The organism is Pseudomaricurvus sp. (assembly GCF_965662505.1).
In the GTDB taxonomy this organism is placed as follows: domain Bacteria; phylum Pseudomonadota; class Gammaproteobacteria; order Pseudomonadales; family Cellvibrionaceae; genus Pseudomaricurvus.
Genome location: NZ_CBFIHX010000019.1, coordinates 1 through 13,182, shown reverse-complemented (window position 1 = coordinate 13,182; position 13,182 = coordinate 1). Strand labels below are relative to the sequence as shown.

Annotated in this window: 13 protein-coding genes; 4 read left to right on the top strand and 9 right to left on the bottom strand. The window is 50.4% G+C overall.

Features of this window, described 5'->3' with window-relative positions; translation table 11 throughout:
• Window positions 1-79 precede the first annotated feature (79 nt).
• Window positions 80-2,299 carry a catalase/peroxidase HPI gene (katG, locus tag ACTG33_RS04365; RefSeq protein WP_439133967.1) on the top strand — a complete coding sequence of 740 codons (2,220 nt, stop codon included), beginning with the start codon at window positions 80-82 and terminating at the stop codon, window positions 2,297-2,299.
• 110 nt (window positions 2,300-2,409) lie between these two features.
• Here katG and ACTG33_RS04360 read toward each other — a convergent pair whose 3' ends face one another.
• Window positions 2,410-2,601 (bottom strand): hypothetical protein, encoded by a 192-nt coding sequence (locus ACTG33_RS04360; protein WP_439133966.1) that lies wholly within the window; start codon window positions 2,599-2,601, stop codon window positions 2,410-2,412.
• A gap of 273 nt (window positions 2,602-2,874) precedes the next feature.
• Between ACTG33_RS04360 and ACTG33_RS04355 the strand changes: the two genes are divergently transcribed.
• The 3 genes from ACTG33_RS04355 to dld all read left to right on the top strand — a co-directional run bounded on the left by ACTG33_RS04355 (window position 2,875) and on the right by dld (window position 5,680).
• Entirely contained in the window at window positions 2,875-3,432 is a 558-nt protein-coding gene (locus ACTG33_RS04355) for a DJ-1/PfpI family protein (protein WP_439133965.1), read from the top strand.
• Window positions 3,433-3,544: 112 nt separating this feature from the next.
• On the top strand, window positions 3,545-3,937 hold the full coding sequence (locus ACTG33_RS04350; RefSeq protein WP_439133964.1) for a ribbon-helix-helix domain-containing protein: 393 nt from the start codon (window positions 3,545-3,547) through the stop codon (window positions 3,935-3,937).
• A gap of 57 nt (window positions 3,938-3,994) precedes the next feature.
• Window positions 3,995-5,680, top strand: a complete 1,686-nt coding sequence (dld, locus tag ACTG33_RS04345) for a D-lactate dehydrogenase (protein ID WP_439133963.1) — start codon at window positions 3,995-3,997, stop codon at window positions 5,678-5,680.
• A gap of 95 nt (window positions 5,681-5,775) precedes the next feature.
• Here dld and ACTG33_RS04340 read toward each other — a convergent pair whose 3' ends face one another.
• The 8 genes from ACTG33_RS04340 to gloA all read right to left on the bottom strand — a co-directional run bounded on the left by ACTG33_RS04340 (window position 5,776) and on the right by gloA (window position 13,050).
• The gene (locus ACTG33_RS04340) at window positions 5,776-6,024 is read right to left on the bottom strand and encodes a GlsB/YeaQ/YmgE family stress response membrane protein (RefSeq protein WP_439133962.1); all 249 of its coding nucleotides are present in this window, start codon (window positions 6,022-6,024) and stop codon (window positions 5,776-5,778) included.
• Window positions 6,025-6,145: 121 nt separating this feature from the next.
• Window positions 6,146-7,168: a glutaminase A gene (gene glsA / locus ACTG33_RS04335; RefSeq protein ID WP_439133961.1), complete on the bottom strand. Its 1,023-nt coding sequence runs from the start codon at window positions 7,166-7,168 to the stop codon at window positions 6,146-6,148.
• 227 nt (window positions 7,169-7,395) lie between these two features.
• Window positions 7,396-7,881, bottom strand: a complete 486-nt coding sequence (locus tag ACTG33_RS04330; protein ID WP_439133960.1) for a LabA-like NYN domain-containing protein — start codon at window positions 7,879-7,881, stop codon at window positions 7,396-7,398.
• 27 nt (window positions 7,882-7,908) lie between these two features.
• A complete protein-coding gene (sbcB, locus tag ACTG33_RS04325; protein WP_439133959.1) occupies window positions 7,909-9,330 on the bottom strand; it encodes an exodeoxyribonuclease I in 1,422 nt (473 codons plus the stop codon).
• Window positions 9,331-9,506: 176 nt separating this feature from the next.
• Window positions 9,507-10,004: an aminoacyl-tRNA deacylase gene (locus tag ACTG33_RS04320; protein WP_439133958.1), complete on the bottom strand. Its 498-nt coding sequence runs from the start codon at window positions 10,002-10,004 to the stop codon at window positions 9,507-9,509.
• Window positions 10,005-10,156: 152 nt separating this feature from the next.
• Complete coding sequence (locus ACTG33_RS04315) at window positions 10,157-11,725, bottom strand: SulP family inorganic anion transporter (protein ID WP_439133957.1); 1,569 nt, start codon at window positions 11,723-11,725, stop codon at window positions 10,157-10,159.
• A gap of 229 nt (window positions 11,726-11,954) precedes the next feature.
• The gene (locus tag ACTG33_RS04310) at window positions 11,955-12,479 is read right to left on the bottom strand and encodes a cyclic nucleotide-binding domain-containing protein (protein ID WP_439133956.1); all 525 of its coding nucleotides are present in this window, start codon (window positions 12,477-12,479) and stop codon (window positions 11,955-11,957) included.
• 187 nt (window positions 12,480-12,666) lie between these two features.
• Window positions 12,667-13,050 carry a lactoylglutathione lyase gene (gene gloA / locus ACTG33_RS04305; RefSeq protein ID WP_439133955.1) on the bottom strand — a complete coding sequence of 128 codons (384 nt, stop codon included), beginning with the start codon at window positions 13,048-13,050 and terminating at the stop codon, window positions 12,667-12,669.
• Window positions 13,051-13,182: the final 132 nt, after the last annotated feature.

The window sequence follows — 13,182 nt, the reverse complement described above, 5'->3', positions numbered from 1 at the left end:
TCCACAATTTCTGTCCAGGCACCAGTATTGATATAAAAACAAACTATACAACCCTGTATAAAGCCAAATGGAGAATGTTATGAGCGGTAGTCAAACTGGTGGTAAATGCCCTGTCATGCACGGTTCACGGACACAAATGGACGACAGAGGTACCGCCAATCAAGACTGGTGGCCCAATCAACTGAACCTGAAAATCCTTCATCAGAACTCTGCGCTCTGCAACCCCATGGAGGAACGCTTCAATTACGCGGAAGAGTTTAAAAAGCTCGATTTAAGAGCGTTGAAAAAAGACCTGTATGCCTTGATGACTGACTCACAGGACTGGTGGCCTGCAGACTACGGCCACTACGGCCCATTCTTTATTCGTATGGCCTGGCACAGCGCTGGGACCTACCGTATAGGTGATGGCCGAGGCGGTGCTGGGTCAGGCTCCCAGCGCTTTGCCCCCCTCAACAGCTGGCCCGATAACGCCAGTCTCGATAAAGCACGCCGACTGCTCTGGCCGATCAAACAAAAGTACGGCAACAAGATATCCTGGGCCGACCTGATGATCCTGACAGGCAACTGCGCCCTGGAAAGCATGGGCTTTAAAACCTTTGGCTTCGCCGGTGGTCGGGAAGATATCTGGGAGCCCGAAGAAGACGTTAACTGGGGTGCTGAAGACGAATGGCTGGCCGCCAGCGACAACCCCAAAAGCCGCTACTCCGGCGATCGGGATCTGGAAAACCCTCTCGCCGCGGTACAAATGGGTCTGATCTACGTCAATCCTGAAGGACCGGATGGCAAACCTGACCCTCTCGCATCAGCGCGGGATATCCGTGAAACCTTTGCTCGTATGGCAATGGATGACTACGAAACAGCAGCCTTGACCTGTGGCGGCCATACCTTCGGTAAAACCCACGGTGCCGCCAATCCCGACGATCATGTAGGGCCCGAACCAGAAGCCGCCCCCCTTGAAGAAATGGGTCTCGGCTGGAAAAACAGCTTTGGCAGCGGCAAGGGCCGTGACACCATCACCAGCGGCCTGGAAGGCGCCTGGACGCCCACACCCACTACCTGGGACATGAGTTATCTAAATGTCCTGTTCGGCTACGAGTGGGAATTAACCAAAAGTCCAGCCGGTGCGCACCAGTGGCAGCCCAAGGGGCTCAAAGAAGAGGACATGGCGCCTGACGCGGAGGATCCTTCCAAGCGTATGCCCATTATGATGTCCACAGCGGACATGGCCATGCGCGAAGACCCTGCCTACCGGAAAATCTGCAAACACTTCCACGAGAATCCTGAAGAGTTTGCCGATGCGTTTGCCCGCGCCTGGTACAAACTGACTCACCGGGATATGGGCCCAGTTGCTCGTTACCTTGGCCCAGAAGTGCCCTCCGAGGAATTGATCTGGCAGGACCCGCTGCCGGACGTCGATCATGAACTGATTGACGACCACGATATCTCGGCTCTGAAAGGCAAGCTTCTGGCTTCTGACTTATCCGTTAGCGAGCTGGTTACAACTGCATGGGCCTCTGCCTCCACCTTCCGTGGCTCTGACATGCGCGGTGGCGCCAATGGGGCTCGTATTCGCCTTGCACCGCAGAAAGACTGGGCGGCGAACCAACCCGATCAACTGGCCAAGGTCCTGAAAGCTCTGGAAGGCATGCAAGAAGAGTTCAACAAGGGACAGAGCGACGGCAAGCGCGTCTCACTTGCCGACCTGATTGTATTGGGTGGTTGTGCTGCCATTGAAAAAGCCGCAAAGGATGCCGGGCATAATATCGATGTACCGTTTATTCCTGGTCGTACTGATGCTACTCAAGAGCAAACCGATGTCGACTCGTTTACGCCACTTGAGCCCGCAGCAGACGGCTTCCGAAACTTTTTGAAAGCCAAATACAGCGTATCGGCAGAGGAGCTGTTGGTGGACAAGGCTCAGCTTCTGACATTGACTGCACCAGAGATGACTGTTTTAGTCGGTGGCATGAGAGCTCTTAACACGAATACCGGACAAACCTCACACGGCATTCTAACCCAGGCTCCGGAAACCCTCACCAATGACTTTTTCGTGAACATCCTCGACATCAACACCGAGTGGAAAGCCACTCAGGATGACGATATCTTTGAAGGGCGCGACCGAAAAACCGGTGAGCTTAAATGGACAGGCTCACGGGTCGATCTGATTTTTGGCTCTAACTCCCAGTTACGAGCGCTGGCAGAGGTTTACGCACAAGACGATTCCAAAGATAAGTTTGTTCATGACTTTATCGCAGCATGGAACAAGATCATGAATGCAGACCGATTCGATCAACTCTGATTAGCCTCAGTGAGCTGTTCTGGGCCATACTCTCTGAGTTGTTCTGAGCCTACTCTGTGAGTTATTCTGAGGAATAGTAGACGTCTGAATGCAGTTCACACGAGCTGCATTCAGTCTTCCGACATCTCATTACGCTGCTTGCTGGACTCCTCCAACATCTGCTCCACCCCTTTCGCTTTATCCAACGCGTCCATTTGATGTTCTGGAATAACCCCCTTGGGTTCTGATTCCCCTGATCCTGAATCACACGCAACCACTACAGATACAGCGGCCAACACCGCGACTCTGAGTAACACTTTCATTCTGGCTCACTCCTTACGGTTTGATTAAAGCGGATATTCCGGCAGAAAAACCCTCTCTGCGAACTGATCCGAAACGTAGTACTGAAAACCTAGTAACTAAAAACGTAGTAACGAAAACGTAGTAACGAAAACGTAGTAACAGAGTAACACCTGCCCTGAGAATTTCCGTGTTTAAATAGCTTTTTACGACTTGATTCTTGAGACGAACAACTATTCTTCAAGATCAAGATCTATAGCGTTTACCTTATTCAAAAAGCTTGCGAGGAGTATTTCATGGCTAAAGTACTGATGATTACCGGCGATTTTGTAGAAGATTATGAAAACATGGTGCCTTTTCAGGCTCTTCTGGCCATGGGCCATCAAGTCGATGCCGTATGCCCTGATCGAAAAGCTGGAGAGGCGATCCCCACCTCCATCCACGACTTTGAAGGTGATCAAACCTACAGTGAGAAACGAGGACACAACTTTGAGTTGAACGCCAGCTTTGATGACGTCAACGCTGATGACTATGATGCCCTCTACATTCCCGGTGGCCGGGCTCCTGAGTATCTTCGACTGAACGAGGAAGTACTTAAAATCGTACAGGCCTTTTTCGAAGCCGATAAGCCAGTGGCGTCGATTTGCCACGGCCCTCAAATTCTGACAGCTGCGGGGGTGTTATCCGGTAAGCGAGTATCGGCCTATCCGGCCTGCGAACCTGAGGTAAAACTGGCCGGTGCAGAATATGTGTCTCTGCCAGTGGATCAGGCGGTTACCGATGGTAAACTGGTGACCGCACCGGCCTGGCCCGCACACCCTGCCATGCTGCAACAGTTTGTGGCTTTGTTTTAATTCTTGTACCTGGTTTTAATTCTTGTACGTGGTTTTAGTTCTTGTACGTAGTTTTAATTCTTGTACGTAGCTTTAAGTCGTCATTCAGCATTCCATCGGGAGCATTAAGCTTATGTGCCAATTGTTTATCGACGCGGACAGCGAACTCTGGAGCAGTAAAACCCGCTCTCTGCGGATTGACGGGATGGCGACATCGATTCGTCTGGAGCAGTTTTTCTGGGATTTACTGGAAGAAATAGCTCTGCGAGACGACTTGAGTGTCGGACAACTGATCACCCGCTTGTATCTGGAATCACTGGATGCCGATCACGATGTCGGCAACTTCACGTCGTTTCTGCGCGTCTGCTGCTCTCGCTACCTATCACTGGCTGCCGACGGTGCTCTGAACCGAAATGACAGCCAACCGCTCAATCAGCTGGATGCTCCCCCACTGCTGGCCGGTGAAAATCAGCGGACTCAGCAACGACGAAGCAGCCACAGCCTGCCGCGGAACAAGTTACAGTAAGCCATCATTGAGGTGCACCTTCAGACCAGGTCTATACGCTCGGAGTCTTATTACCTGATGCCTTATCAGTCTTTATTGAAAGCGCTGCAAAACGTTGTGGGCAGACGTCATCTGCTCACCAGTAAACGTTCAACGGCCCCTTATCGACAAGGGTTTCGTGAAGGCGGCGGCCCGGTGCTGGCAGTGGTACGCCCCTCAACCCTGTGGCAACAGTGGCAATTACTGCAATTATGCGTCGAAGCCCGGGTAATTGTCGTCATGCAGGCAGCCAACACCGGATTAACAGGTGGGTCTACGCCAACCGAAGGCTGCGACAGACCAACCATAGTCATCAGCACCAGTCGTATTGACGGCATTCACGTACTCGAACAGCAGAAACAAATCATTGCCCTATCCGGCGCCAGCCTGTTTTCATTGGAAAAGGTTTTGGCGCCCTACGGACGTGTACCCCACTCGGTTATCGGATCATCCTGTATCGGTGCCTCCATTGTCGGAGGTATCTGCAACAATTCCGGCGGCTCCCTTGTGCAAAGAGGACCGGCGTACACCGAGCTGGCTCTATATGCCAAAGTCAATCATGAAGGCCAACTGGAACTGGTGAATCATCTCGATCTGGCACTCGGCGATACCCCTGAAGAAATTCTGAAGCGTTTACAATCCGGCGACTTTACTGAAGAAGACATTAAGACATCCACGAAAAAAGCATCAGATCAGGAATACTCTGAGTGGGTCAGGCATATTCACAGCGACTCGCCAGCCCGGTTTAATGCGGACCCACGTCGCCTGCATGAAGCCAGTGGTTGCGCAGGTAAGCTCGCCGTATTTGCAGTGCGCATGGATACCTTCTTGCAGGAGGGTGAAGATCACACGCTGTACCTCGGCACCAATTCAACAGCAACGATGGAAGCTGTTCGCCGGAACATACTGGAAAAAGCCCGGAATCTCCCCGTATCCGCAGAATACCTGCACAGAGAGGTATTTGAACTTTCAGATCGTTATGGACGGGATACGGTCTTAATGATTCAGACCTTCGGCACGGACTACTTGCCGGCATTCTTCAAATTGAAACGTCAATTGACTCAACTGTTGATCGCCCTGCCCTGGATAAAATCCAACCTGGTGGATAAGGCTATTTATCGTATAGCCAACTGGTTCCCCTCACAGGTCAGTCCCCGTTTGCACGAATACAATCAACGCTTTGAACACCAATTGATTCTCACCATCAAAGCCCATGATTTGAAAGACATTCAAGACATTCTGACGCCGCTTGAACAGCAATCTGATCTGCACACGCTGCTGTGTGATTCCGAGGAAAGTCGATCAGCGTATCTGCTGCGTTTTTCCGCCGCGGGTGCAGCCATTCAATACGCCCAGATCAATAAGGACGAAATAGAAGGACTTATCGCTCTGGACATCGCCTTAAAACGCAGTGAGCCGCAATGGCAGGAACAGTTACCCGAATCATTAGCGTCAAAACTCGCACACACACTCTATTATGGTCACTTTTTCTGCCATGTATTTCATCAGGATTATTTGGTGAAAAAGGGAGAAGATCTCACTGCCGTTAAAGAAGCACTTCTGACGCTACAGAATGAACGGGGAGCAGAGTACCCGGCAGAACACAATGTCGGGCATCAGTATCATGCAAAACCAACACTGGCTGAAAACTATCGTCAACTTGATCCCACCAACAGTTTGAATGCAGGTATTGGAAAAATGTCCAAGCGATGGCTGTACCGTTAACATCCATAAAAAAAGCCGCTATTTGCGGCTTTTTTTATTAACAACCAGGTAGTTCACTTCATCTGTTCTTAACTGTTTTCGTTACTGTAATATCGTCACTTCTTGATAAGCCCCACCACAAACAGCAGTACAGCCGCACCCACCGTGGCGGTTATGATCGAGCCAATCAGTCCTCCAGCCGAAATCCCTAACAATCCAAACAGGAAACCTCCAACCACGGCCCCAATAATGCCAACCACGATATTCCCCAATAAACCGAAACCGCCTCCGGCCATCAGATTACCCGCAAGCCAGCCAGCAACGGCACCGATTAAAAGCATAATGATTAACGCTGTCACATCCATATCTTCACCTCTGCATTTAGAGTTATTAAACCAAACAGTTCACAGTAACCTATGACTGAATAGAGAAATACCGACGAAAAAATCAGAAGCACAGTGTCGGCAGCCTGTGACTCTGTTGAACTCAGTGTGGAATGATCTGATAGGGGTTGCCACCCAGTGCATTGGAAATGTCCGCTATTGCTTTCTGCGCTCTCACGCTGTTACCCGCAGGATCCAAAGGAGGAGAAATCACCGCAACACCAAACTTCCCGGGCGACACCGCAATAATACCTCCACCGACGCCACTCTTGGCTGGCAAACCGGTTTTGTAGAGCCATTTTCCGGCATCGTCGTACAAGCCCGCTGTCGCCATGACGGCCAGTATCTCCGGAACATCCTCGGCTTTGACCAGGGTTTTACCACTGATCGGGTTTTTACCACCATTGGCCAGGGTGGCAGCCATGACAGCCAAATCCTTAGCGTTCACCCCCACTGAACATTGGCGGGTGTAGATGTCAGTGGCTTCCAGAGCATTCCCTTCAATGTGGCCGTAGGCTTTCATCAGCATGGCCAGAGCCTGATTGCGCTGATTGGTTGCCGCTTCCGATTGATAAATATCGTCCAGCACACTCAATTGACGTCCGGCAAAATCACTGTAGTAATTCAGGATAGAATCCCAAACTGCTTTACCATCGCCACCTTTGACCATGCTGGTTGTGGCAATCGCGCCGGGATTCACTAATGGATTCATCTCAGCGCCCTGGTTCTGCTCAATGGCAACAATGGAATTAAAGACCTGCCCGGTCGCATCAACACCCATGTTATCGTAGATAGAATTCACCCCGGACTCATTGATCACTTTAGCCATTGTGAAGACTTTGGAGATCGACTGAATAGAGACTTCCGTTGCCAAATCGCCTGCTTTGTAGAGCTTTCCGTCTGCAGTCACCAAAGCTATACCGTAAAGGTTTGGGTCCACTTTCGCCAAAGCGGGGATATAATCCGCGTTAGCCCCCTCTGCCAGTGTTTTGTAATCTTTATAGGCCTTATCCACCGCCGCCTGGATGGTTTTTGCATCTGGCAGTTCTGCGGCATAGCTCTGGGAGGCAAACAAGCATGCGAAGCCAATACACAATATCCGTATAACCTGTACCGTTTGTTTCATCGAAAAAACATCCTTAAAACTTTATAAATCGAGTGCACCCATCGAATCAGGAAGAGAACAAGCTGAAATAGAGAGCGCAAAATACAGAAACCGCAGCCCCGCGCCAGAATCTCTCCAGATCACTGGTCGAAGTATAGTAGAAGGATAAGAATTTCGTGGAGTGTGTTAAAAGGAGAAGAAGGTTCTAAAGGATACAACTAGCGAGACCACAACTGGCGAGACAATCACTACCGGGACAATAATAGGTCGTTTTCAATAGGGAAGTAATCAGACGCGGCAGAAACCAGAGAAGCCGCTGTTAACGACTTGACTCCGTAAACGTCGACATGGACGCCAAACTTTTCTTGAAGCCGCGTCACCAGCACATCAAAATCTCCATCCCCGGAGACCAGGACGACACGATCGACCTCGCCGGCATAATCCAGAGCATCAACGGCAATCCCGACATCCCAGTCGCCCTTGGAGGAGCCGTCACTGCGCTGAATATAGGGTTTCAGTTTTACCTCAAACCCAATCGCTCTCAAGATATTCTGGAACTGCTTCTGCTGAGTGTCGCCACGATCGATGGCGTAAGCAAACGCCTTGTGAACCTGACGCCCTCCGGTTGCCTGCACCCAGAAGACGTTGTAATCAAAATTACGGGAAAACACCTGACGGGTGGTGTAGTAGACATTTTGCACATCCACCAGAATCAAAACTTTTTCAGTATCCATCAGCTGTCGTAACCCTTAAAGCAACGTTTATAACAATTCGGCGGCATAGGCTTCAAGATCGCTAAGAAGCTGATGTTGTTCATCGTTCAGCTCACGCTCCTGACGAATATTCGTCAGTCTCTGAGACAACTCTGGCAAGGTAATACCCGCACCCATCTCGGGATTGGTTAGCCATGCCTGACGCCAGCTCTCCCACTCCTGGCGTTCATCCTCGGTCAGGGACTCCGGGTAATAACGCGCTCGATAGCGAAACAAGATGGCTGTAAGACGCGCGTCTTCAAACACAAAGTTCTGACTGGAAAACTGCTCAACGGAGGCACTGCGAACACGCTCGCAGGTGCGCTTATCTGCGTCCTTGAGAAAGCCGCCATACAGCTGCTGTTCGGGATCCGGGGAAGGTGCAAAATTGGAATTTGCAAACACCTGATGCAATTTGTCTTTAAGATTAACCGTTTTTAATTGCTGCCAGTGCTTCTCACACAATGCTTTATCGATATGCAGGCGGGTTGCGGCCTCATCGTCCAGCAACTTAACCGTTGTCAGTACCGGGCACTTATTCAGATGAACCAGTTTCAGAGGAATGCGTTCCTCTCCCTCTGCCAGATCTTCCGTACGGGTGTAGAGTTTTTCAGCGATCTGTTCGGCCGACAGATTGATCAGTGCCTGCGGATCGACTGACAAATTACACACAATAACGGCATTTTTATTGGTGGGGTGCATGGCCAGCGGAGCCACAATCGCCGCACAGCCATTTTCCGCAGGAAACATGGATGAGATATGCAGTAAAGGTTTTCGATTCACCAGATCAATCAATTCCGCCACCTTGCGTTTATTGCGCAACTGATAGATATGATCATACAGAGCCGGCTGCCGCTCTTTAATCAACTTGGCCACCGCGATGGTGGCGTGCACATCGGATAAGGCATCGTGTGCGGACTCATGACCAATACCATTGGCAGCGGTAATGTGCTCCAGCTTGAAACTGGGCTTGCCATCCTCGTGATTCGGCCACTCAATTCCATCGGGACGCAGTGCCCGCGTCAGGCGCACCATATCGATGATGTCCCAACGGGAATTGCCATTGCGCCATTCACGTTCATAGGGATCATAAAAATTGCGGTACAGCGTATAGCGAGTCACTTCATCGTCAAAACGCAAGGTGTTGTAGCCCACGCCGCAGGTGCCCGGCATGGACAACTCCGCGTGAATAGCCGCAATAAATTCAGGCTCGGGTATACCTTCAGCCAAGGCTTTTTGAGGGGATAACCCGGTGACCAGACAAGCCTCCGGCTTTGGCAAAACATCACGAGTCGGCTGGCAATAAATCACCAGCGGAGAGCCGATGACATTGAGGTCTTCATCAGTGCGAATACCTGCGAACTGCGAAGCTCGGTCTTTGGCCGGCACCTCGCCCCAGGTTTCGTAATCATGCCAGTACAGAGTCTTCATCAGTGGGTCACGCCTCCCCGAGCTTCCATTCACCGTAATGAGACAGTGTAACAGGTAAACCTGAAAACTTACGAGGCACGACCGACGGGTAGGAATTCAGCCACCCTTCTGACTGTAAAGTTCCATCCAAAGTAGGACAAGTGAATAACTACTTGTGGATGGCAACACGCCAAGCGCTAATGGATATATTGGTAATATTCCAAGGTGTCGGGTGAACAGCTCAATGAAATAGCACAATCCTGATCCAGCAAAGAGCGGAATTCATCCCCTTCCATATGAATCAATCGCTTGTGATCGCCGGCTTCAAAATAGGCTTCATCCAGTTTGGCCAGACAGTGATCCCACAGGACAGGAATATCAAACGCCTGCCCCAAGGCAGGTACAGCACCAGGCTCGCAGCCTTGCAACAGACGCTCGACCTCACTCTCCGTTGCCAGACGGTGCTTGTCGCCAGTTTCCATATCCACCCAATTTAAAACCAGCACATGGGATGCAGGCAACAGGCACATGACGTAGTCATCGCCGTTCCACAGCACCACCGATTTCACCAGACTCGATGGTGAAATACGCGCCGAATGCGCAGTTTGCATAGATGAAAACGACAGCGGATGTACCAGGGTATCAAACTTGATTTGATGCTCGGCCAGGTAAGTTTCTGCTGGGAGAAAGTTCATATTCATACCTCCTCTGGTAGGTAGAGAAAGTATAGTTCGGAGGGTCGTAAAGAGTATGAATAAGGAGAGTTAAGAGCAGAATACTCTAAACGGGAAAAGGTTAATTCGTTGAGCTATTAGCCCCCGTAAAGGGGGCTAATTATGACAGATCATTATCCGCCAAGGGCGTCTGAAGCCACGTGGTATTTCGGATCTTCCACCACATTCACTTCACACAGGCTGCCAGCTTTTTTCAGTAATTGGCGACACTCCGGGCTCAGGTGGCGCAAATGCAGCGTGGTGCCATGGGCCTTGTACTTCTCGGCCAGGGTATCCAGAGCCTCAATCCCCGAGTGATCACTGATCCGCGAGCGCTTGAACTCAATAACCACGTGTTCCGGATCGTTCTGGATATCAAACAACTCTTTAAAATTGCTGACAGAACCGAAGAAGATAGGACCGCGCAGGTCATAAACTTTATGGCCCTCTTCATCGACCGAAATATCCGCCTGAATATGCTGTGCGTGTTTCCAGGCAAACACCAACGCGGACACGATCACACCCACAACGACAGCAATGGCGAGGTCATAAAAGACAGTGACGCCGGATACCAACACGATGATCATGGCATCGGTAAATGGCACCTTGCGCATAATCCGGAAGGAAGACCACTCAAACGTTCCCAGTACCACCATGAACATGATGCCAACCAGCGCAGCCAGAGGAATCATCTCGATGAATTGTGCACCAAACAGGATAAACGCCAGCAGTACCAACGCAGCAGTAATACCAGACAAACGTCCACGACCACCGGAATTAATGTTGATCATGGACTGACCGATCATGGCGCAACCACCCATACCACCGAAGAAACCGTTGGTGGTGTTGGCAATCCCCTGCCCGATACATTCGCGGTTACCCTGACCACGGGTATCAGTCAGCTCATCGATCAATGACATGGTCAACAGAGATTCAATCAAACCAATGGCTGCAATCACAATGGAATACGGCAGAATAATCATCAGCGTTTCCCAGGTGAACGGCACCATAGGAATCGCAAAGCTCGGCAACTCACCCTTCAGAGTGGCATCGGCTGCCTGATCTGCTGGCAGCATATCGCGAACGTAATCGATGACCGTACGGGCTTCCAGATCAAAGCCAACCACCACCAGGGTAACGGCAACAATGGCCACCAGACCGGATGGGATCGCCGTCGTCAGCTTCGGCAGAAAATGCATGATCATCATAGTGGCAAAAATCAGAATACCCATGATGTAAAGCATGTCGCCCTGCATCCACTCCATGACGCCATCGCTGGTTTCGACCTTGAACTGCCCCAGCTGGGCCAAAAAGATCACAATCGCCAGACCGTTCACAAAGCCCAGCATCACCGGGTGAGGTACCATCCGGATAAATTTACCCAACTTAAGGACACCGGCCAAAATCTGTATCAAACCGGCCAGTAACACAGCCGCGAACAGATATTGGATACCGTTAACCGCGACCAGTGACACCATGACGACCGCCGTGGCCCCCGTTGCACCGGAAATCATCCCCGGACGGCCACCAAAGATTGAAGTCAGTAACCCCATCATAAAGGCCGCATAGAGACCGACCATCGGCTCTACGCCGGCAACAAAAGCAAAGGCCACTGCTTCCGGCACCAGAGCCAGTGCCACGGTCATACCGGACAACATGTCATTTTTGACGTTGTTTTGTTCTGAAGTAATTAACTTAAACATTGGAATCTCTTGGCGGAAATTAGGAATCGCTTGGCAGAAGAAGCCACATGGGAGCTTGAAAAAGGCGGGAATACTAGCAGATTGACCGTATTGCTCCAAGTCTTGGCCACTTTTTAATCAAAGCGATTGCTTGTTTGGACAATCAATTAAATTAAGAGGCGGACAAAAAACCCGGATGACAACTTCCACAGTCCAATCCTGAAAAATCCACTATTTACGCAGGTATACCTTAATATCCGATGATGCCATCGCCTGCGGCTTGTGGATAACGCACCAGATAACTGCGCAACTTATGATTGGTTTTGCACAATCGACGGCAGGATTCCCTGGCGATATTGAGAATCAGCATGGAAAACAGCTCTTTATCCGACTGGTACATTTCATCCAGAGCCTCGCCCGACAGTACCAAAAGATCGGTTTTTTCCATCGCGATGGTGGTAGCGGAATGTGGTTGTATGCCAATAACGGAGGTTTCACCAAAACAGGTGCCCGGCACCAGTTCCGCTTTCAATCTGGGCTGACCACCCACATCAAACACCAGATCGACTTTGCCGGTCTCTACAATATAGATATAGGAGGCGCTATCGCCCTCCTCAAAAATGGTTTCCCCTGCCTGATAGTGCACCAGTTTCAGACGCTTAAAGATTTGATACAGCTGGGATTCCGTCAAACCACCAAAGATGGATATTTTATCCAATATTGGCAGTACTTTTTCCACTTCCAGCAGTGGCTCTGTGGCGACATGCTCTGACATGAGGCTTCTCCCTGGTATAGAGCCCTTCAAGGATCAATGAAAGGCTCTCTGTACCGTCCAGTCCTTGCCCTGTAACAAATTACCTGATCGGCTTAACTCGATTCATTGAGATCAACCGGATCATCCCTGTATAAACTTTAGACAATAGTTTTCGGGTTTGCTTCACTTATTCTAAAACAGCGGTAGATTACTTGGCTCCTAACAGCTCAATCTTATAGCCATCCGGATCTTCAACAAACGCCAGAACGGTACTGCCGTGTTTCATAGGCCCGGCTTCGCGTACCACTTTGCCACCTCCGGCACGAATACGCTCGCAAGCTTCATAAACATCATCCACCTCGATGGCGATATGGCCGTAAGCTGTGCCCAGGTCGTAGCTGTCGGTGTCCCAGTTATGGGTCAATTCCAGCACGGTATTTTCAGACTCTTTGCCATACCCCAGAAAAGCCAGAGTAAACTTGCCGTCGGGATGATCTTTTTGACGCAGTAGGTCCATCCCCATGATGTTGGTATAAAAATCAATGGAGGCTTTCAGATCTCCAACTCTCAGCATGGTGTGCAATAAACGCATGGGGTACTCCTCGTTCAAGTTTAAGTCAGTGGTGACTGTGTGAACCGCTATCTGCCGGTGTCATTGGCTCATCCTGCGGAGTTTGATGACTCTCGTGATCCATTATTTCTGACATGCCATCAGCTCCAGTGT